The 21,753-nt window shown below is 62.7% G+C and carries 15 protein-coding genes and 1 pseudogene; 10 read left to right on the top strand and 6 right to left on the bottom strand.

What is annotated here, in order from left to right:
• The 3 genes from VIG90_RS14995 to VIG90_RS15005 form a co-directional block, all read right to left on the bottom strand.
• Window positions 1–854, bottom strand: an 854-nt coding sequence (locus VIG90_RS14995) for an MFS transporter (protein ID WP_331594326.1), incomplete at its 3' end; no start/stop codon positions are given.
• A gap of 262 nt (window positions 855–1,116) precedes the next feature.
• Window positions 1,117–3,198 carry a hybrid sensor histidine kinase/response regulator gene (locus tag VIG90_RS15000; protein ID WP_331594327.1) on the bottom strand — a complete coding sequence of 694 codons (2,082 nt, stop codon included), beginning with the start codon at window positions 3,196–3,198 and terminating at the stop codon, window positions 1,117–1,119.
• A gap of 3 nt (window positions 3,199–3,201) precedes the next feature.
• Entirely contained in the window at window positions 3,202–4,368 is a 1,167-nt protein-coding gene (locus VIG90_RS15005) for an acyl-CoA dehydrogenase family protein (RefSeq protein WP_331594328.1), read from the bottom strand.
• 451 nt (window positions 4,369–4,819) lie between these two features.
• Between VIG90_RS15005 and VIG90_RS15010 the strand changes: the two genes are divergently transcribed.
• Window positions 4,820–6,073 carry an NAD(P)/FAD-dependent oxidoreductase gene (locus VIG90_RS15010; protein ID WP_331594329.1) on the top strand — a complete coding sequence of 418 codons (1,254 nt, stop codon included), beginning with the start codon at window positions 4,820–4,822 and terminating at the stop codon, window positions 6,071–6,073.
• 45 nt (window positions 6,074–6,118) lie between these two features.
• Here the strand turns inward: VIG90_RS15010 and VIG90_RS15015 are convergent, their stop codons facing one another.
• Window positions 6,119–6,955 carry an IclR family transcriptional regulator gene (locus VIG90_RS15015; protein ID WP_331594330.1) on the bottom strand — a complete coding sequence of 279 codons (837 nt, stop codon included), beginning with the start codon at window positions 6,953–6,955 and terminating at the stop codon, window positions 6,119–6,121.
• Window positions 6,956–7,301: 346 nt separating this feature from the next.
• On the opposite strand from VIG90_RS15015, the gene VIG90_RS15020 reads away from it, so the two are divergent.
• The 6 genes from VIG90_RS15020 to maiA are packed head-to-tail and all read left to right on the top strand — an operon-like array spanning window position 7,302 to window position 11,736.
• Window positions 7,302–8,540, top strand: a complete 1,239-nt coding sequence (locus tag VIG90_RS15020; protein WP_331594331.1) for an aromatic ring-hydroxylating dioxygenase subunit alpha — start codon at window positions 7,302–7,304, stop codon at window positions 8,538–8,540.
• Window positions 8,524–9,021 (top strand): aromatic-ring-hydroxylating dioxygenase subunit beta, encoded by a 498-nt coding sequence (locus VIG90_RS15025; RefSeq protein WP_331594332.1) that lies wholly within the window; start codon window positions 8,524–8,526, stop codon window positions 9,019–9,021. The genes VIG90_RS15020 and VIG90_RS15025 overlap by 17 nt, the downstream gene beginning before the upstream one ends.
• Before the next feature lie 20 nt (window positions 9,022–9,041).
• Complete coding sequence (locus tag VIG90_RS15030) at window positions 9,042–9,362, top strand: non-heme iron oxygenase ferredoxin subunit (RefSeq protein WP_331594333.1); 321 nt, start codon at window positions 9,042–9,044, stop codon at window positions 9,360–9,362.
• A gap of 1 nt (window position 9,363) precedes the next feature.
• On the top strand, window positions 9,364–10,416 hold the full coding sequence (gtdA, locus tag VIG90_RS15035; RefSeq protein WP_331594334.1) for a gentisate 1,2-dioxygenase: 1,053 nt from the start codon (window positions 9,364–9,366) through the stop codon (window positions 10,414–10,416).
• 1 nt (window position 10,417) lies between these two features.
• Entirely contained in the window at window positions 10,418–11,110 is a 693-nt protein-coding gene (locus tag VIG90_RS15040) for a fumarylacetoacetate hydrolase family protein (protein WP_331594335.1), read from the top strand.
• A complete protein-coding gene (gene maiA / locus VIG90_RS15045; RefSeq protein WP_331594336.1) occupies window positions 11,107–11,736 on the top strand; it encodes a maleylacetoacetate isomerase in 630 nt (209 codons plus the stop codon). The genes VIG90_RS15040 and maiA overlap by 4 nt, the downstream gene beginning before the upstream one ends.
• Before the next feature lie 699 nt (window positions 11,737–12,435).
• Here the strand turns inward: maiA and VIG90_RS15050 are convergent.
• Together VIG90_RS15050 and VIG90_RS15055 are read right to left on the bottom strand one after the other, a co-directional pair.
• On the bottom strand, window positions 12,436–13,944 hold the full coding sequence (locus VIG90_RS15050) for an alginate export family protein (protein ID WP_331594337.1): 1,509 nt from the start codon (window positions 13,942–13,944) through the stop codon (window positions 12,436–12,438).
• Between the two features lie 58 nt (window positions 13,945–14,002).
• A complete protein-coding gene (locus VIG90_RS15055) occupies window positions 14,003–15,328 on the bottom strand; it encodes an MFS transporter (protein ID WP_331594338.1) in 1,326 nt (441 codons plus the stop codon).
• 1,608 nt (window positions 15,329–16,936) lie between these two features.
• On the opposite strand from VIG90_RS15055, the pseudogene VIG90_RS15060 reads away from it, so the two are divergent.
• The 3 genes and pseudogenes from VIG90_RS15060 to VIG90_RS15070 all read left to right on the top strand — a co-directional run.
• Window positions 16,937–17,380, top strand: a pseudogene (locus VIG90_RS15060) (MerR family DNA-binding transcriptional regulator); the annotation flags it as partial.
• A gap of 293 nt (window positions 17,381–17,673) precedes the next feature.
• Window positions 17,674–18,876 carry an efflux RND transporter periplasmic adaptor subunit gene (locus VIG90_RS15065; RefSeq protein WP_331594340.1) on the top strand — a complete coding sequence of 401 codons (1,203 nt, stop codon included), beginning with the start codon at window positions 17,674–17,676 and terminating at the stop codon, window positions 18,874–18,876.
• On the top strand, window positions 18,873–21,753 hold a 2,881-nt coding region (locus VIG90_RS15070), incomplete at its 3' end, for a multidrug efflux RND transporter permease subunit (RefSeq protein WP_331594339.1). The genes VIG90_RS15065 and VIG90_RS15070, both read left to right, overlap by 4 nt.

The raw sequence follows: 21,753 nt of genomic DNA on the forward strand, positions 1-21,753 counted from the left end.
GCGCTCAGGATCAAGAGACCCGCGGCCGTCGGCATCAGGGCGCGGTCAGCGATGGGCGGCACCACCAGGTTACCCACGGTCATGCCGATGCCGAACACGGCCAGTACGATCGGCACGAAGGACTGGGAAACTCCCGTGACCTCGACGAAAGTGACGGAGAGGTAGGTATAGACCGCGAACAACCCGCCAAAGCCGATGGCCGCTGTGATGAGCGTGAGCCACACCTGGAGGCGGGCGAGCGCTCCCAGCTCCCGCAGCGGACTGGCCGTACTGTCAGGCTTGTCGGCAGGTGCCCACAACCAGACCAGCAAGGCCGTCAGCAGGCCAATGGCGGCAACGATACCGAAGCACCAGCGCCAGCCGACCGCCTGGGAGAGCCAGCTTGCCAGCGGTACGCCGATGATGGTGGCGGTGGTAAGGCCCAGGAACATACGCGAAATCGCCCTGGTGCGCCGCCTTGGCTCGACGAGCGAGGCGATGACCAGCGCCGCGATGCCGAAGTAGGCGCCGTGGGGCAGGCCGCTGAAAAAGCGGAACAGCATCAGCTCATGGTAGGACTGGGAGACAGCGCTCAGCGCATTGCCGAGCGCGAACATGGCCATCAGCCCGATCAGGAGCGTGCGTCGCGCGATCCGCGCCGACAGCACGGCGATGATCGGCGCGCCCACCACCACGCCGAGTGCATAGGCGCTGATAGCGTGACCCGCGGTCGGCTCGTCGATGCCAAGATCGCGGGCAAAAAAGGGCAGCACGCCCATCGATGCAAATTCGGTAGTACCGATACCAAAGGCGCCTGTCGCTAGCGCAAGCATGATTAGCCCGGGGTGCGTTCCACGGGCAGCAACACTACTCATAACTCGATCCTGATCTGCCGCCGACACAATCGCGGCCTGTCGAAGCCCGGCCAACAGCCGACTTTAGGGCCGGCTCCAGCCTGGTGCGCTACATGACTGCCTTGGCAGATCAATTCAAGACCGATCCGCCGCACGCCTGCCAGGTTCTAAGGGCGGATCGCTGCGACTTTACCGGAAGACACCGCTCGGATCGGCAAGCGCCCCGGCTTTTCGCCAGATCACTCGGCCTCGGCACCCCAGCACGTGTAACCGGGAAATCCGATCAGGGTGCATCGAGCACCTTGCGGATCTTGGCGGCGAGGTCGTCAATGGTGAAGGGTTTGCCGATCAGCTCAACACCCGGATCCAGCACGCCATTATGCACGATTGCATTTCGGGTATATCCCGTCGTGAACAGAATCTTCAACTCGGGACGGCGGCGCTTTGCCTCGTCCGCCAGCTTGCGCCCGTTCACGTCCGGCATGACAACATCGGTAAAGAGCAGGACGATCTCCGGGTGTGCATCAAGCAGGCGCAGCGCGGCTGTAGCGCTGTGCGCCTCCAAAACGTCATAGCCGAGCTCTACGAGTGCCTCGACGCTGAATTGTCTGACCGCCGGCTCGTCCTCGACGACAAGAATGACCTCGTGCTGCTCTCCGAGCGGCACGACTGCAGGCGCAGGCGCGTCGATCGGCTCATCACCGCGGCTGAAATAGCGGGGCAGGTAGATCTTCACTGTCGTCCCCTGGCCGACCTCAGAGTAGATCTTCACATGCCCGCCCGTCTGCTTCACGAAGCCGTAGACCTGGCTCAACCCCAGGCCTGTTCCCCTGCCAACCTCCTTTGTGGTGAAGAACGGATCGAAGACCTTGGCCATCACCTCGGGCGGCATCCCTTCCCCGGTGTCGGTCACGGCAATGAGCACATACTGACCCGGCACGACCTCAGGATGGGCGGCCGCATACCGATCATCCAGAAACCCGTTTTGCGTCTCGATTGTAAGGCGGCCGCCATCAGGCATGGCATCGCGCGCGTTGATCGCAAGATTGAGGATGGCGCTTTCAAGCTGGTTCCGGTCGACGCAGGTTCTCCAAAGCCCTCCGGAGAACACCGTCTCCAGGCGGACATCCGCGCCGAGCGAGCGGCGAAGCATCTCCGACATGCCGGCCAGAAGGCTGTTGGCATCAAGGGGTTCGGGCTTCAGAGATTGCTGACGCGCGAAGGCCAGCAGTCGCTGGGTCAGCTCTGCAGCGCGGCGCGCGCCTTCCATGGCCGCCTCGACATAGCGCCGCGCCTGAGGCGCAGGGCCGATGCGCCGGGACAGCAGATCCAGAGAGCCCAGGACAACCGACAGCATGTTGTTGAAATCATGGGCGATACCGCCCGAGAGCTGGCCGATCGCCTCCATTTTCTGGGCTTGCCGCAGCGCGTCTTCGGCCTGCACCCGTTCGGCAATCGCCTGGGCCACCCGCTGCTCGAGGGTCTCGTTGAGCTGGCGCAGCTCTTCCTCGACGCGCCTGCGCTCGGTAATGTCGCGCGCGCTGATCGAGACGCTGATGATCTCGCCATTGTTATCATGAACGGACGCAACGCTGATATCGCCATGGATGATCGCCTCGCCGGCGTCCATCCGAAGCGGCACTTCACGGCGGACCATCCGGCCTTGTAGCGCCATGTCGATCAACTGATTGATCTCGTCGCGGCACCCTTCCGGGAAAAGGGCGACAGCGTCCGTGCCAAGCGCGTCATCCGAGTGAATCGGGAAAAGCTGCCGGGCCGCTTCGTTCCAAGCGACAAGCCTTCCCTGCCTGTCAACAGCAAGAAAGGCATCCGGAGACTGGTTCAGCAGCGTCGCCAGGTAGCGCTCCGACAGGGCGAGCTGGGACCGCCGCGCCTGGCTCTCCGTCGTACTGGCACGAGAGGCGAGTTGCAGATTGATCCGGTCATAAAGCGCAACCCGGTTCGCCCGTTGACGGGAGGTGCTCGCCGCTTCTTGCAATACGGAGCGCAGAGTGTCCGGAGTTGCATCGTTGCTCACCGTCCAGGCCGCGCCAAGGTTGGAGACGAACGGCAAGCTTGCACGGAAGCGCTCAACCCGCTCCGGCGGCAGGACAAAGACGATTTGGGACCGCGGACTGAGATCGCGCAAGTGCCGTGCCATGCTCAAGGGACTGGGCAGGGTCGGCCCCAGCACAATGACATCCGGCGGTGCAGCCGCCACCCGGGTCTCGACGCCTTCGCATTCGATCTGCCGGGTCTCCATCACCTCGAGCGCCACAGCGGCCTTTGCGGAGCCTAGCGCTGCGCCCAGCCAGGAGGCATCACCCGCCTCGCCGATGAAGAGCATGTCGTAGCGGCTTTCCATGACCTATGCTCCGAGTGGGGGCAGACCAAGCAGCGACCGGCCAAGCCAGGTTTTGAGAATCTGGGTTGTCGGCGACATGATGTGCGCCGCCTGCGCGTCTCGCATCAAGCGGGCAAGGGTACCATCCTTGCTGTAGTTGCGGCCGCCGCCGAGCATCATCGCCATCTGGGTCACGGCCGTGACCATCTCTGCCACATCCGCTTTTGCGGCAAACAACGCCAGAGGAGCCTGGGGGTCGCCCGCGTCGCCAAGACGGGCTGCATGACGGGTCAGTTGCCGCGCGCGCTCGACCCTGATCCACATCTCAGCGACCTGGTGGGCGAGGATGGGCACGGCGCTCAGCTGCTCGCCCGTGTGCACGTGGCTGCGCTCCTTCAGATGAGCGGTCACCGTATCGAGCGCGGCCTGCGCGATGCCGAGATAGACACCCGACATGCCGATGATGAAATAGGGCGCGACCACCTCGAACACATACCAGATCTGATCTCCCTCGGATCCGAGCCGATTGGCCTCCGGGATGCGCACCCGATCCAGGCGCAAGCCGCGCGAACTGTTCCCGCGCATGCCAAAGCCCTGCCATTCCTGCTGCCATTTGAGGCCAGGCATTGATCCCTCGACAACGAAGCAGGTGAACGTGCCCGGGTCGAGCTCGAACCCTGGCGGGACAGCTGACAGCACATAGGAATCGGCATGCCCACCGCTGGTGACGAAGCTCTTCTCGCCATCCAGCACGACGTCGTTGCCCTCGACTGCAAATTTCGTGCGCGGAATGAAGAAGAAAGAGCCTGTCCCCGGTTCGCTGAGCGCCAGGGTCGTGATGTGCCGGCCCTCGGCGATCGGGCGCAGAAACCGCTCCTCGTGAAAGGGCGTCGCCTTGCTCGCCACGACCTTGGTGGCGACGCTGTGCATGCCAAAGCACATGGCCGTCGAACTGCAGTGCCGGCCCAACTCCTCCGTCACAACGGCCAGGGCAAGAAGACCCTTCCCATGACCGCCGAGGTGTTCAGGCACGTGCAGTCCCATGAGGCCGGCCTCGGCAAGCGCCCTCAGGCTGCGCTCGGGCCACTGCCCGCCCTGGTCAACAACCTCGGCATTGGAGGCAAGTACGTCACTTGAAACATCCGCTGCGATCTGGCGCAAGCGCTCTATATCCGGCGTCAAATGCTCCACCAATCCATCCTCTCCGTGACGTTAAAGCATTAACGTCAGGTAATTGACGTCTACCGGTAGTCAAACCACCCAGCGGTCGATACTGAAGTGGAATCAGACCAAAATAGTTCCACCGCACCGGCGCTTTGCCGACCAGCCTGCCAAGGCAGCGCGAGGAGCCCCCAAAGCCGAACGTAACGGATGAGGCAGGCTAGATTGGGTGGCCTGTCGTCGCCGCTGGCGCCCGGATCTGCCATTAAGGGAAACTGTTCCGGAAGCAGAATTAAGTCAGGGAATTCCAGATACGCAGCTTGCACTTGCGTGGGCCAGCGAAAGCTGTGGCCGGTTTGTACGCCAGGACGCCCCCGGTCCGACAGCGCTTTATTGTATATTCACCAATTGAATGTATATTATGCAATCAGTCAACAGCGCTCCGGCCGCGCGGCCACCGAACAAGCAAGAAGGGACTCCTATGACTGTGGATCGGGCAGTTGTCATTGTGGGCGCAGGCGAGGCTGGCGTGGCCGCCGCATCTGCAATTCGGGAAAGCGGCGATCATCGTCGGATCGTTCTTATCAGTGAAGAGCCTCATCTGCCCTACGAGCGTCCGCCCCTGTCAAAAGAAGCATTGACGGATGAAACCCCGGCCCTGAAGACCATCCGCCCGGCCCCATGGTTCAAGGAGCAGTTCATCGACCTCCGGCTCGGCTGGCGCGTACAGTTCATCGACGCGGCACGGCGCTCGCTTGTGCTGGAGACGGGCGGGCGCGCCGACGAGTTGTTCTATGACCAGCTCCTTCTGGCAACCGGCGCGCGGGTGCGCACGCTGACAGATGCTCCCACCGGCGTATGTTACCTGAGGACCCATGAGGACAGCGTCGCGCTGCGTTCGCGGCTGTCGCAAGCGCAGCGTCTTCTGGTGATCGGCGGCGGCGTGATCGGCCTTGAGGTCGCCTCCTCGGCCCGCCACATGGGCAAGGAGGTTGTCGTTCTCGACATGGCCCCCCGCCTGATGGCGCGTGCACTGGCACCAGACGTCTCCAACGTGATCACCGAGCTGCACCGGGATGGCGGCGTCGACATCCGCCTCAACGCTGGCTCCATCGATCTGCGGCAGACGCCTCAGGGAATGCGCGCCATTCTTGGCGATGGGACCGTCTATGACGGTGACCTGGTCGCAGCAGGCATTGGCGTCATTCCCAACACCGAACTTGCCGCACAGGCCGGCTGCGCCCTTGAGAACGGCATTCTCGTTGATGAAGCCGGACAGACCAGCGTGCCTGGGATCTATGCCGCAGGCGATGCTGCGGCCTTCCCCCACCCCGTGTTCGACCGGCACGTGCGCGTCGAGGCCTGGCAGCATGCCCGCCGTCACGGCGCCCATGTTGGCCGCGCCATGGTAGGAACGCCTGCTCCCTATAGCGAGGTTCCCTGGTTCTGGACGGATCAGCACGGCGTCAATGTCCAGGTGGCTGGCCTGGCGGCGGACTGTGACCGGACGCTCTGGCGCGGCGCTGGCCCGGCTCGCACCGCGTTCCATTTCTCCGGCAACCGGCTGGTGGCAGCAACCACGCTCAACAATGGGCGCGACATGCGGCCGGTCACCAACCTCATTGCTGCCGGCTGGCAGGGCGACCCCCAGGCCCTCCTCGACGCGAGCACCCCGCTTGGCAAGCTCGCTGCGCGCCTTCTGGCCGAGCATACGGCAGCAACGGCTGCGGCCTGACGCGGCAACAGGGCCGGCCGCAGACATTGCCTGCGACTGGCCCGCCTACTTGGCCTTGGCCGCCACCCGCCGCTTCGCCCGGACAGCCTTTTCATCTGCCGGCGCTGTCTCGGGCCAGCGACCGCCCAGAGACTCGGTCAAATGCCTGCAGGACGCCAGCAAGGCATCGCGCGCGCTGCGATCCTGCGCGGCTGGAAACGCCGCGTTGGCAATGAGCGAGCCCACCAGCACCAGCCGTCCCTGCAGGTCGAAGACAGGTGCCGCTGCAACCCTGAGGCCCGGAATCAGATCGCCTTGAACCGTCGAGTAGAGTTGCTGGCGCGTTCGGGTCTTCAGCTCTGCCATCCGCTCCGGGGTCCAGCCGCCCAGTGCTGCTTCTTCCGCCACGCGCGGCGCGGTCAGCATTTCGTCAGCAAAGGCAAAAAAGATGTGCCCAGTGGCTGACTGCAGCACTGGAAGGGCGGATCCGATGGCGAGCGATGTCACGACCGGCGGATGACCGGAAAACCAACGCACGACGGTCGGCCCGGCATCACCCCAGACCGTCACCTGGCACGTCCACCCGGTCTCAAGCGCCAGCTTCTGAAACACTTCATCGGAAGCGGCAAAGACATCGAGGCGGGAGAGAGCAGACAGGCCGATACGAATGGCGCCTGCGTCCAGGTCATAAAGGCTGGAGCGGCTGTCCTGCTTGACCATGCCGCTCGCCATCAGACTGCTGAGGTACCTGTGCGCCTGGCTGGCCGACAGTTCGGCCTTGTGGGCGATCGACGACAGGGTCGCTGGGCCGCCCTGAGCTGCAACCGCCGAGAGCACCCGCAAACCGATCTCAACCGATTGAATGCCGCGCCGCTTCTCGCCATTGCCTGCCCGTCCTGCCACGTTACCGCCTCCCACATAGTTGTCAGTGGCCGCCACTATCGTTCACGGCCCGTCATGGATACTGAAATGCCGCGTCTTGTCCGTGTTGGCAATGGCGGCTTGCCCGCAATCCGCGCCTGGATTTCGCGCTGGGGCCGGCGCGGGTTCCGCCAAACACTTTTTCCACGACAGAGCGGCCAAGGGCAAATCCGGAGCGAACAAGGAAGCTTGGCTGCCACCTCTGCCGGCGCGACCCGCCCCCCTTTGGAACCATCGCCCATCGGAACAAATTTTCTTATGTACAATCGATTGCACATTAGGATATTCCGCGATACGCTTCTCGGCAACAAGAAGAAGGGGAGAACACGTGAGTCACGATTCTCATGCATGGCCGGCGGACGCGGACGGGCGCGTCCCCTACTGGGTCTACTCCGATCCCGACGTATACCAGGCCGAACTCGAGAAAATCTGGTACGGGCCGCACTGGCTCTACGTCGGCCTTGAGTGCGAAATTCCCGACGTTGGCGATTTCAAGACAACGACGCTGGGCGAGCGGCCGGTCATCATGGTCCGCAGCGCACCCGATGAAATTTCCGTCGTGGAGAATCGCTGCGCACACCGCGGCCTGAAATTCTGCCAGGAGCGCTTCGGCAACCGCTCGGACCTCCTGTGCCCTTACCATCAGTGGTCTTACAATCTGCGCGGCGAGCTGACGGGCGTTCCGTTCCGCCGCGGTGTGCGCCGCCAGGGCGGCATGCCGGCGGACTTCGATCCCAAGATGCACGGTCTCAACCGGCTGCGCGTCGAGGAAGTCAACGGCGTGGTCTGGGCCACCTTTTCGGACGAGACGCCGCCGTTTCGCGAGTATCTGGGCGAGCGCTTCTGGAAGCACTACACCCGGGTTTATGACGGCCGCAAGCTGCAGGTGCTCGGCTACAACCGCCAGCATATTCCGGGCAACTGGAAGCTGATGCAGGAAAACATCAAGGACCCGTATCACGCGAGCCTTCTGCATGTTTTCTTCGTCACCTTCGGCCTGTTCCGGGCCGACCAGAAATCCGCCGTCGACATCGACGAGACCGGCCGGCACGGCATCCTGATCAGCCGCAAGGGTGAAAAGGAAGCCAACGACGTCACCTCGGATATGCGCAATTTCCAGGGCGATCTGCGCCTGGAGGATCCGCGCATCATGGACGTGGTGCAGGAGTTTCCGGGCGAAGATACGGTCGGCATGATTACCATCTTCCCGAGCGTGATCCTCCAGCAGCAGATCAATTCGCTGACCACGCGCCAGATCGTCCCGAAAGGCCCGGACGGGTTCGACTTCCACTGGACCCACTGGACCTACGCTGATGATACGGAAGAGATGAAGCTGCGCCGCACCCGGCAGGCCAACCTCTTCGGCCCGGCCGGCTTCGTCTCGGCCGACGACGGCGAGGTCATCGAATTCAGCCAGCAGGGCTTCGCTGCAAGCCCGGACGAAGCTGCCGTTGTGACCATGGGGGGGCGCGAGATCGAGTGCACGGACCACATGGTCACGGAGACCGCCATTCGCGCCATGTATCGCTACTGGCGAAAGGTGATGGGCTATGAGCATGCAGAATGAAGTGAGCCGGATCGAGGACGCCAATCACGCGATCGTGCGTGAGTTCTACGACGCCTACTATGAGACGCTGGACGCCGTGCGCCTGGAGGAGTGGCCGCAGTTCTTCGCAGAAGACTGCATCTATCGGATCATCCCGCGGGAGAACTACGAGCGGGGCTTTCGCCTGGCGACCGTCGGCGCGGAAAGCCGGGGCATGCTCGCCGACCGGGTCGTTGGCCTCACCCGCACCCAGGTCTATGCGCCGCGCTACTATCGCCGGTTCCCCGGGCCGCTCCGGCTGCGCCCGGTCAGCGACGGGGCTCTGCCGGTCGAGCACAATCTTCTGATGGTGCAGACGCTGATCGACAAGCCGAGCGAGATCGTCCTGTGCGGGCGCTGCCACGACCGGCTCATCGTTGAGGACGGCAAGCTGCTCCTCAAGGAGCGGCACGTCGTCTTTGACTCCGAGATGATCGCCAACAGCCTCGTCTACCCCGCCTAAGACCAGAGGAAGAAGCAGACATGCCTTGGATCCCGACCCTTCCGCCCACCGCCCTTGCTGATGAAGGCGTTGCCGGCGCAGTCGCCGGCAAGGTCAGGGTGGCGCTTTACCAGGTGGACGACGCCTTTTACGCCACCGCCCTCATGTGCACCCACGGTCAGGCTAGCCTGGCGGACGGCTATCTGGACGGTTGCCTGATCGAATGCCCCCTGCACCAGGGGACCTTTGATGTGCGTACCGGCGCGCCCATGAGCGAGCCTTGCACCGAAGCCGTTCGCAGCTTCCCCACCAAGCTCGAGGATGGCCTCATCCATGTCCTCGTGAACGACGACGAGGTCTGATATGGCAAACGGACTTCCCAACGACGCCCGGCAGCAGCTCGAGGCTCTTTATGCCGAGATGCAGCCCAAGAGCCTCTATCCGTTGTGGGAGGTGCTGGCCGCACTCGTGACCAAGCAGCCCCAAGCGCCGACCCAGGCCGCCAAATGGTCGTTTCCTGAGGTGCGCGACTATCTGATGCGCGCCGGCGATCTCATCAGCGCGCACGACGCGGAGCGGCGTGTGCTGATCCTGGAAAACCCGGGCCTGCCGGGTACCTCGGGCATCACCACCAGTCTTTATGCGGGCCTCCAGCTTATCCTGCCGGGCGAAATCGCGCCCTGTCACCGCCACTCCCAGTGCGCGCTGCGCTTCATCATGGACGGCGACGGTGCGTTCACGGCGGTTGATGGCGAGAAGGCCATCATGCGCCCGTTCGATCTGGTGCTGACGCCGAACTGGCAGTGGCATGACCATGGCAACACCACGTCCCGGCCCATGATCTGGCTGGATGGCCTGGATATTCCAACCGTCCGCCACTTCGATGCCAGCTTTGCCGAAAAGCTGGGAGATGACGTCCACCCTGAGACAGTCTCGGCCGACGACAGCATGACCCGCTACGGGCGCAACCTGCGCCCCTTGCGGGGCAGCAAGGCGGACCGTCGCCCGGCGCACCAGCCGCTGTTCCACTACCCTTATGCCGAATGGCGCGACAGCCTGGCCGCGCTTGCGTCATCCGAAGCTCCGGATCCGCATCTGGGCCATGCGCTCGAGTTCGTGAATCCGGCCGACGGCGGGCCAATCATGCCAACCATCGCCGCCCATGTCCGCCTCCTGCCTCAAGGTTTCACCACCCGGGCGCGCCGTTCAACCGATGCCACGGTCTATGTCGTTGTCGAAGGCCATGGCGACGCCAAAATCGGCGATGTTGAGCACAAGCTGTCGCAAGGGGACATCTTCGTTGTTCCTTCGTGGCAGGAGCTCAGCCTCACCGCCGGCTCGGAACTGGTCCTATTCGGTTACTCCGATCGGGCTGCCCAGGAAAAACTCGGCCTCTACCGCGAAAGTAAGGACTGATATGCAGATCACCCTTCCCCCTCCCGTCGTTGCAGCCGTTGCAGGGACCGATACCGGCTTTCCAGTTCGCCGCGTTTTTTGCGTCGGGCGCAACTATGCCGAACATGCCCGCGAGATGGGCCGTGACCCGGACCGTGAGCCGCCGTTCTTCTTCAGCAAGTGGGCTGAGACGGTGGTGCCCGATGGCACGACCATCCCCTATCCGCAGGCCACCAAGAACTTTCACTACGAGGCCGAGCTGGTGGTTGCCATCGGCAAGGCCGGCCGCAACATTTCGGTCGACGCCGCACTCGATCACGTGTTCGGCTATGCAACCGGCCTCGACATGACCCGCCGCGATCTTCAGCTTGAGGCCCGCAGCCAGGGCCGGCCGTGGGATACGGGCAAGAACGTCGAGCAGAGCTCGCCGCTCGGCCTCATCCACCCGGCAAGCCAGATCGGTCACCTGAACAAGGGTGCCATCCGCCTCACCGTCAACGGCGCGGTCAAGCAGAGCGCGGATCTGGCAGACCTGATCTGGCCGGTGGCGGACATCGTCTCCTTCCTGTCCGGTCTTTACCAGATCGAGCCGGGCGACCTCATCTACACCGGCACGCCCGCAGGCGTCGGCCCGGTGGTGTCGGGTGATGAAATGGTCGTCGAGATCGACGCCCTGACGCCGCTCAAGATCAAGGTCGGAGATCCGGTCGCATGATCCTGCACGGATATTTCCGCTCCTCCGCCAGCTGGCGCGTGCGCATTGCGCTCGCGCTGAAAGGCCTGGCAGCAGAGCAGCGGTTTCATCATCTGCGCAAGGGGGAACAGCGGGCGCCGGACTATCTGGCGCTCAACCCTCAGGGGCTGGTGCCGGCGCTGGAGCTGGACGGCGACGTCTCGCTGACCCAGTCGCTTGCCATCATCGAGTACCTCGAGGAAAGCCACCCGACCCCGGCGCTGCTGCCCGGCGATCCGGTGCAGCGGGCGCGTATCCGGGCCTTTGCTCAGGTCATCGCCTGCGACGTCCATCCGATCCAGAACCTCAAGATCCTGGCCCGCCTGCGTGCGCTCGACCACGATGACGCGGTTGTGAATGAATGGGCGCGCACGACGATCGCCGAGGGGCTGGAGGCCTGCGAGGCCCTGATTTCCAAGGAAAAGGGACCCTACTGTTTCGGGGATACCCCGACCCTGGCCGATGTCTGCCTCATTCCCCAGCTGGGCAATGCAGAACGCTTCGGCGTTGATATTGCCTGGCCGAGGATCCAGGAGGCCGCTGCCGCTTGCGCCGCGCTTCCCGCATTCCAGCAAGCCGCACCGGATCAGCAGCCGGACGCGGAATAAAAATACGTCATCCCTGACAAAGGGCGTCTTCTCCCAAATTTCTGACAGCCTCACCTTGGGCGGCCCCGCAAGTCGGGGCCGCTGTTTTTTGTCAGGCCGCTCCGCTCGTAAGGCAAAATTATCGGCAGGATGATATCGGCCATGGAGGCCGCGCATCCAATCCAGCGCCAACGCTGTTATGGGCGAGATCATCCTCAAGTTCCCAGATCTTCTCAGACACGTCGCGATGGAAGAGGAATGGCTGGCCCTTAAAGAAGCGCCATTGCAGCTCGCAGCCTGCGCCCAGCCGCAATTTAAAGTCCAGCCAAAGATGAGGAGCGCGTCCTTGGCCTGCCCGTGGGGTGCGGTGCACTGCGCCTGCCCCCTACCCGGGCGCTGCGCTGAGGTGCTGGACGATCGCCTCGGTTATTGGGATTTCTCGCCGTTATTCTCTGCGCAGTGAATATGCGCTTGGCGTCGCATACTCGGCGATAAATCAAATATCTCTGCTCAGCAGCAGAACGCCTGACATTGTTGACTGGCGCGAGACGCCAGGCAAGGTCTTGCTTCGTAGGCAATGCTTTTAGCGAGCGAGGCGTCAGTTCAGCTGTCCCGCTACGCATCGATCCATTATCCCTCGGGATTGCTGGCCTTGACGCAAAACGGCTGCCCGCACCCGAAGCGCGAGCAGCCGCTTGCCGGTCTCTTGACCTGTCTTTTTTAGAACTTCAGCTGGGTCTGCACTCCCAGGAAATGAGCGCTCTCGCCGCCGCCGGCCTTGAAGGCCTCGGAGGCAAAGAAGCGGTTGTAGCTGAAGCGGAAGGCAACATAGGCCGCCGGCTGCCAGTTCACGTCGAAATTATAGGCCGTGCCCACATAGCGGTCGTCGCCCACAGGCCGGATCAGCGGCGCGGAGGTCGGTGCAGCGTAGGTCACGTCGTTTGCGGTCTGCCGCCAGAACACCTCCGGTCCGGTGACGATGGTCACCGTGCGGGCCGGCTTCAGCGACAGCATGGGGAAGATATCGACCATGTTGGAGAAGTTGAACCAAGCCGTATCGCTGTTGGTGTAGACGGGCGCCTTGGGGAACGGCGCAACGAAGGTTCCGTTGGTGCCGTTATCGGGCGTCCCGTCGCCTGAAAAGGCGTTGACCCGCAAGCCCAGACGCGGCGTCAGCGGCAGATGGGGCATGCTGTAGCCTGCCTCCATAAGCAAGCCCCAGGCACGGATACGGTCAGAGCCGCTCTGGCCGAACTGGTAGACGGCCTCGGCGTCATAGTCCCAGGGACCGCTGCGGCCATAGGCACGCACACCGATGCTCTCCCTTTCCTCGTCGACCCGGCGGTCGACAAACGGCGCGGCCCGGCGCTTCACATTGTAATAGTAGCTGTCAACCGCCAAGCCCGGCACCAGAGCACCGGGCAGGGTCGAGACATGGACGCCGTTGAGACGGCCCCCGTCGATCGTGCCGTCATCGAAGCTGCTCTCGGACTTCACTTCAACCGGCTTGGTGAGGAAGGCATCCACCCGCACCGCGCCCGGCAGCGTGTAGGTTGCGCGCACACCCTGGAAGAGGAAACGGGAGTTGGGTCCCTCGCGCAGGCCCACGAGCTTGCCCGAACCCAGCGGCATCTCGAACCGGCCTGGGCGCAGATTGAGGGTGGCGCTCGACCCCAGAGGCAGGGTCACGTCAACGAACGCCTGTTCCAGATCGAACTTGTCCTCGTTGGGAGGCGTTGCGATCTCCTCACCGTACTCGCGGTTGTCCCCAAGTTCGACAAAGGCGCGGAAGTGAGGCCCGACATGCAGGTCGGCCATCAGGCGCAGACGTTGCATGAAGGTTGAGTTGCTGTCGTCTCCGGGACGCGCGCCAAGCGTTAAATGGTTCGTGTCCATATAATAAAAGCGCGCCTCACCGCCGATCGAGAGGTAGGCATCCTCCCGCCCGAGCGAGATATGGCGCAGAGCACCCAGCGGCGTGGATCCGGCCTCCGGCTGGCCCCAGTCCTCGGTCCAGCGCAGCACCTGAGGCACGCCCGGTTTGCCCAGCCGGCCAGCTGGTACCAGTTCCGGCGGCAAGGTGCCGGGCGTTGCGCTTTGCGGCGGCGGCGCCGCCGGCGGCATCAACTGAGCAAAGACGGGGCTAATGATGCCAAAGGCACAGGCCAGGGCCGTGGTGCAGGCAAGAGGAAGGCGCGCACGCCGTACGCCACGCACATGCAAGGTCATGACGAGTCTCCAGAAGTCGGAATTCTATCAAAGCGCTTATCCGCCCCGGGGGCCGGTTCTACCCCCGACGGAGCAGAACCAGCGCCAAAGCGGCGATCAGGGCAGGCGCAACGGCGGTCAGAAGCAGGTCCTGGTTGGACCAGCCCATGCCGAGCAGCGCACCGCCGGCCACAGGACCGAGGATCGAGCCGACCCGGCCGATGCCAAGCGCCCAACCCACACCCGTCGAGCGGATGGTCGTTGGATAGACCGATGCGGTGACCGCGTTCAGCCCGATCTGGGCACCCACGACGCCGAAACCGGCCAAGGTTGCGCCGATCAGAAGCAACGGTACATTCGCGCCAGCAAAGGCGATAAGAGCAATGAAGGCGGCAGATGAGGCATAGGCCGCGCCTAGAATGAGGTAGGGGTCCCCCTTGTCGATCATCCGGCCAAGCATGATCGCGCCGACAACGCCACCCAGGTTGAGCAGGGCCGTCGACAAGATGGCAATGCCAAGCGGCAGGCCCGATGCCTTCAGGAGCGAAGGCAGCCAGTTGACCAGGAAGTACATGACCAAAAGGTTCATGAAAAAGGCGAGCCACAACAGTATGGTGACGCGCGCCCGACCACCAGCGAACAACTCGAAGACGGGGAAGCGGCGCCCCGGAGGAGCCGTGGCTGCTTCATCGGCCACCGAGCGAATAAAGGCTGCGGGCGAAAGGCTGGGGTCGATCTTGTGCAGGATCGGGGCGACCCGCTGCTCGGAGTTCGACTTGGTTGCGAGAAAACGCACCGATTCCGGCAGGAAGAGGTAGAGAACCGGCAAGAGAAGAAGCGGCAGGATACCGCCCAAAATGAAGACGGATTCCCAGCCAAAAGCGCCGATCATCGGCGCACTGACGAGACCGCCCAGGGTCGAGCCCAGGGGAAAGCCGCAGAACATGACCGTCACCAGCGTCGCCTTTAAACGGCTGGGCGCATATTCGTTGGTAAGCGCGATCAGATTGGGCATGGCGCCGCCAAGGCCGATGCCGGTGAGAAAGCGATATACCAGCAGCTCCTCCATGCTCGTAGCCCGAGCTGTCAGGAGCGCAAACAGGCCGAAAATCACCGTGCACAATAGAATGACCGCCTTGCGGCCGATCTTGTCGGCAACGGGGCTGAGCACAAAAGCGCCGACCGTCAGGCCAAGGAGGCCGGCTCCAAAAATCGGTCCAAATGCGGACGTATCAACGCCCCAAGCTTCGGCAATGCTCGGTGCAACATAAGCAATCGCCTGAGTGTCAAATCCGTCCAGCGCTGCAATGAGCGCGCAGAGCGCTGCAATTCGGAACTGAAAGGATCCGAACGGCGCTTGATCAATGACGGAGGCTGAGGGTGCCCCCGTGGCCATGGTTGCCATTACCTGTCTCCCCTATGCAGCCGACGCTTTTGGTGTCGCCTTCGTTATGGCTGCGTGAGTTTTTGCTGGGTCGCCCACACTGATAGGCGGGGCACAAATTGTCAGTTGCGGCGGCAAGCAGACTTGCCGTCACTGGTTCCGTGCGAGCCGGATCGCTGATAGAAACTGGGGCGTCCAAATCGCGTGATCTGCCTGGCGTGGTGGCAGGTGTCTGTCGCCGCCAGAGAAAATCATTCTGCGCCAGACCCTTGCTTCTGAGCCCAAGCGTTCAAGGCCGGATCGCATCGACGGTCGGCTGCGCCTTGATGTGCCGGCGCCATCGGGTAGGACTGGCCGGTATTTAGTCTGGAGCGCTGACGGCTGGTGCCGGCCGACCGTTTGAGATTGCTTAATCCGACCACCCCATGCCGTGCTTGGTCTTGGCGCGGCATCGGGCGCGACGTGGGCATTTGAGCAAGCAGGGCGCAGATCATTCCGCCACTCCCCTAAGCCGCCCGGGTCTCACCAGAGCCGGACGGCCAAATCGGCCGATGCGCCAGATACAACAAGTGCAGCAGCATTTGAGAAGCCCTCCCCGGCCTTGCCGATTCTATCATCGACACCACCACAAGCTGCCAGTCTCATTCCTCTATGTCAAACGGCTTTCACATTAGGCCACGCGCTGTTGGCCGCAAAATTGCGGATTATCTCAGCTGCCGACGCATATCTGATGGCAGCACTAGGCGCAGTTTCGGACTTTCCTGTTTGCTAAAGGCGCCCACATCAAACCAGCGAGAGTGAGGCGGTGCAGAATCGCAGCCTACCAGTCAGGCGCGTCGGGAAGACCACACGAATCTCACCCGCGAGGAAGGGCTCTTCGCGCGGCGGCGGAACGGACGCGTTTATAGAAAAGCAGAGCGGGCCTGCAATGACGGCGCGTTATTCAGTGCGAAAAAAGGCTTTGTTTCGATTGCACCTGCGAATTACAAATTATCGCCAATTCTTTTTCAGCCAGGCAGCAAGTATCCAGTGGCACTCAAAAAGGCGGCATATTTCTGATGAGATAGATGCTCGAAGGAATTTTCGGCAGTGCGGTGCGAAGGCGTCAAAGGCTTGGGGAAAGCGGTCGCCCGAGCAGGCCCCGTGAGCTTGGTGAGAATTGCTTCGAAAGTAGGCAGGCTGAAACGACAGACGCAAAATCGAAGACCTTTGCCTACCGAGCAATGAAGGTCCGCCCACGGGGCCGGCCGACCCTGCGCATAGAAGCCTGCCGGCTACTCTAACATCGGCTGGCCTAAGGATTGCTGCCAGCACATCGCGGATGCGCCATCCTGTCGGCCGGGCCCAAGCATCGCCTCAGTCACAAAGAGTGCAAGGCTGGTAGGCGCTCAGAAGTGACCGATGGCGAGAGCTGCGTCGATGGATCAGCAATTCCCGGCGAGCCCATCCCAGTGGCGGCGGGCATGCTCTATCCGAGCATGGACATCCTGTTGTCGCCGGTATTCGCGAGGGGTGTTTTGGCGATGTCGAGCATCTTCGTCTTGGGCAACTCGCTGCAACTGTCCGGATTCCAGCCTCCCGCGAGGGGGGAAACCGGCGGCGCAGCGCAATTGAGACGCGCGAAGCATCATGAGTATTGGGCAAGCATCCAAGGCATCGGGCGTCTCTCCCCAATATGATCCGCTATCACGAGCAGACCGGCCTCATCCCCAAAGCTGGCCGCACCGATTCCGGCTATCGCGACTATTCGCCATTGGATGTCGAGATTCTGCTGTTCATCCGGCGCACGATCTCTGTTTCTCGGTCGCGAAGGTCAGCGACCTACTGAGCCTCTGGCGGAACAAGTCTCGCCAGAGTGGCGATGTAAGGCGGATTGCACAGGCGCACATCGCTCGGCTTCAAGTGCGGGCCGAAAGCCTTGAGCAGATGACTGCAACACTCGGGACGCTGATAGACTGCTGTGCGGGCGATGACCGGCCCGATTGCGCCATCCTTGCCGATCTGGAAGAACCCGGCGATGAGCAGGACGCGCCTCGCCTGACGTCAGCCGGAACCGGTCGCTTTCGACACCGCCCTGAATGCACCAGGTTTTCGTCGCCGCTCCCTGAGGGAACGCCGGTCCCGTCAAATCAGCGATTGCCACCCGTTCCTAGAGAGCGGTTCCTCCGCAAGCTCCCGGCTCGCAGCGCCGCGCAGGGATGATGCCGTCAACATCTGCCGGCCGCCTCCTTACATAAGAACATGTTTTCATATGATCCAACGATAAGCCTTGACCTTACCATCGTTGGAAACCGCAGAGCGGGCAAGAAGCAATCAGACGCCGCGGTACGGATGAACAGGGCGCGGCACAGTTGAAGGGCAAAATGATGCGAGTGAGAAGCGCACTTCTCCTGGCCTCCGTAGTGTTGGCTATAGGTGGCCTTTCGTCGGCCTGTAGCGAATCGGGCGGCAATCAAACCGCGCAAGCACCGGCAATTCCGCAAGTGCCAGTCGCGCAAGTTGTGGTGCGCGAGCTTGCGCCCTCGACCGAGTTCAACGGTTCGCTGTCTGCGCCCCAAAGCGTCGAGCTGCGGCCCCGCGTTAGCGGCACGATCGTCTCCGTCCACGTCCCTGAGGGCGCGCTCGTCAGGAAGGGGCAGCTTCTCTTTCGCATAGATCCGCGTCCCTTCGAGGTTGCGCTCGATCAGGCGCAGGCGCAGCTTCGCCAGGCGCAAGCGACCGCCGCGCTCGCCGAAAGCAATTTCACGCGCTCGGAACAGCTCGTCTCGACCGGCGCGATCTCGCGCAAAGTCTATGACGACGCCGTGGCACAGCGGAACGTCGCGCGCGCACAGGTGGAAGCCGGGAACGCGGCCGTTGCCGCTGCGCGGCTCGATCTTTCGTTTACGCAGGTCACGGCGCCGATCAGCGGCCGCGTCGATCGCGTGCTGGTCACGGCAGGCAATGTCGTGGGCGCAGGAGCAAACGCCGCGCCGCTCACCACCATCAAATCGGTCAGCCCGCTCCATGTCCTTTTCGACATCGACGAGGCGACCTATCTCAATTTCATCGAGCAGGCCCGCCGGGGCGGGTCGACCGCGCGGCTCCCGGTCCAAATCGGCTTGCTGACCGAGCAGGGCTATCCGCACAGCGCCACGCTCGATTTCCTTGGCAATGGAATTGATCGCACCGCCGGCACCATTCGCGCCCGCGCTGTGGTCGCCAATCCTGACGGCGATCTTGCGCCGGGGCTGTTCGCGCGCGTGAAGCTCACCCTTGACGCACCGCAACAGACGATCCTTATCGAGGATCAAGCGGTGGGTAGTGATCAGGGCAAGAATTATGTGCTGGTCGTCGGCCAAGGCAACAAGGCCGAGTATCGGCCGATCGAGCTTGGTCCGGTGGTGGACGGCCTTCGCGTCGTCAAAGTGGGCCTGAAGCCGGACGACAGCATAATCGTCAAGGGCCTCGTGCGTCCGGGAATGCAGATCGCCTCGCGCAAAGTGTCGATGGTTCAGGATGAGGCTTCTGGTGCTGGCGATAGCAATGCCCCCGCCGCCGAAGCTGCCCCCGCGGAGGCAGGCCAATGACGTTTCCCCGCTTTTTCGTCCACCGCCCTATCTTTGCAATCGTGTTGTCGGTACTCATGCTGATCGCTGGGACCATTACCCTGTTTCAGCTTCCCTTGAGCGAATATCCTTCGGTCACGCCGCCGACGGTGCAGGTGACGGCATCCTATCCTGGTGCCAGCCCCGAGGTGATCGCCGAGACCGTCGCCGCGCCGCTTGAACAAGCAATCAACGGCGTCGAGAACATGCTTTATATGGGATCGCAGTCGGCAACCGATGGCCGCATGACGATCTCCATTTCCTTCACGCAGGGGACCGATCCGGATCTCGCCCAGATACAGGTTCAGAACCGCGTCTCGCGCGTGCTGCCGCGATTGCCCGAGGAGGTGCAGCGTATCGGCGTCGTGGCCGAAAAGACCTCGCCCGACATTTTGATGGTCGTGCATATGCGCGCCACGAATGACCGTTATGATCCGCTCCATATCGCCAACTATGCCAATCTTCACGTCCGCGATGAACTGGCCCGGCTTCCCGGTGTCGCCAATGTCCTGACATGGGGTGAAGGCGAATATGCGATGCGCGCGTGGCTGGACCCTGCCAAGGTCGCCACGCGCGGCCTCACCGCTAACGATGTCGTTGCTGCGATCCGGGAGCAGAACGTCCAGGTCGCGCTTGGCTCGGTGGGACAGCAGCCTGACGCCAAGGCCGCCCGGCAGGTCACGATCAATGCCATGGGGCGGCTCGCCACCGCCGAGCAGTTCGGCGATATCATCGTGAAGACGGGTGCCGACGGTCAGATAACGCGTCTGCGGGATGTCGCGCGCGTCGAAATGGGCGCCGATGGCTATTCGCTGCGCAGCCTGCTCAACGGCAAGCCTGCGGTGGCCTTGCAGATCTTCATGAGCCCCGGTGCCAACGCGCTCGATACGTCAAGCGCCGTCCGCACGACGATGGAGCGGCTGCAAACTGATTTTCCAGACGGCATCGCACACGAGATCGCCTATGATCCGAACATTTTCGTGCGCGCCTCACTCAAGTCGGTCGCGGTGACTTTGCTCGAAGCGACATTGCTGGTCGTCCTCGTCGTCGTCCTCTTTCTCCAGACGTGGCGTGCCTCGATCATCCCGCTCGTTGCGGTTCCAGTCTCGCTCGTCGGCACCTTCGCGATCATGTATATGTTCGGTTTCTCGCTGAATACGCTGTCACTGTTCGGGCTGGTGCTTTCCATCGGTATTGTCGTCGATGACGCGATCGTGGTCGTCGAGAACGTCGAGCGGCACATCGCGCTGGGCCAGACTCCTAAGGAAGCGGCACGAAAGGCGATGGACGAGGTGACGGGGCCAATTCTCGCGATCACCTCGGTGCTGGCGGCGGTGTTCATCCCGTCGGCCTTTTTATCGGGACTGCAGGGCGAGTTCTATCGCCAGTTCGCGCTCACCATCGCGATTTCCACCATCCTGTCGGCGATCAATTCGTTAACGCTCTCGCCCGCACTGGCTGGCATGCTGCTGAAACCACATCATGGCGACAGCCCGCGCGATCGACTGACGCGCGTCATCGACCGTGTGTTCGGGGGCTTCTTCGCCCGCTTCAACCGCTTCTTCGATAGTGCGTCCGACCGTTATGTCGGTTGGGTGCGGCGCGCGGTGCGGGCGAGCGGCATCGTCGGGCTTCTCTATGCCGGTTTCCTCGGGCTGACCTGGATCGGCTTCCATCAGGTTCCCGCCGGCTTCGTGCCGATGCAGGACAAATATTATTTGCTGAGCATCGCCCAGCTTCCTCCCGGCACCTCGCTCGACCGCACGGAAGCTGTAGTGCAGCAGATGTCCGAAACCGCGCTGGCGGAACCGGGCGTTGAAAGCGTCGTCGCCTTCCCCGGCCTCGACGTGAACGGTTCGGCTAATTTGCCCAACTCGGCGGTCATGTTCATCATGCTCGACAAGTTCGAGGATCGGAAGGGAGCGGACCTCTCGGCCCACGCCATCGCCGGAAAGCTGATGGGCAAGTTCAGCCGGATACCCGACGGCTTCGTCGGTGTCTTCCCTCCGCCGCCGGTGCCTGGCCTTGGATCGATGGGCGGCTTCAAGCTGCAAATCGAGGATCGTGCGGGGCTTGGGTTCAACGCGCTGGCGCAGGCCCAAGGGCAGATCATGGCGAAAGCCATGCAAACGCCAGAGCTTGCCGGGATGCTCGCGAGCTTCCAGCCCAACGCGCCTCAGATCCAGGTCGATGTCGATCGCGTGAAGGCCAAGGCGCAAGGTGTGCCACTGACTGCCATCTTCGAGACGATGCAGGTCAATCTCGGCTCGCTCTACGTCAATGATTTCAACCGCTTCGGCCGTACCTATCGGGTGATCGTCCAGGCCGATGCGCCGTTCCGTCAGCAGGCTGAAAATATCGGAGTGCTTAAGGTCCGCAATGAAGCGGGCGAGATGATTCCTTTGTCCTCGTTAGTGACGATCACCCGCAGTACCGGGCCAGACCGTGTCATGCACTATAACGGCTATCCGTCCGCCGACATCAGCGGCGGTCCCGCGCCGGGCTATTCCTCAGGTCAGGCGACCACCGCCATCGAACGCATCGTTCAGGAGACGCTGCCGCCAGGTATGGCCTATGAATGGACCGACCTCACCTATCAGGAAAAGGCGGCCGGCAACACGGCGCTCATTGTCTTCCCACTGTCGGTACTGCTCGCCTTCCTTATCCTGGCAGCCCAATATAATAGCTGGTCACTGCCGTTTGCCGTGCTGCTGATCGCTCCCATGGCCCTGCTCTCCGCCATCGGCGGTGTGTGGATCTCGGGCGGCGACAACAACATCTTCACGCAGATCGCGTTGTTCGTGCTGGTCGGATTGGCGAGCAAGAACGCCATTCTGATCGTGGAATTCGCCAAGGACC

This window comes from Pedomonas sp., assembly GCF_036515995.1.
In the GTDB taxonomy this organism is placed as follows: domain Bacteria; phylum Pseudomonadota; class Alphaproteobacteria; order Sphingomonadales; family Sphingomonadaceae; genus Pedomonas.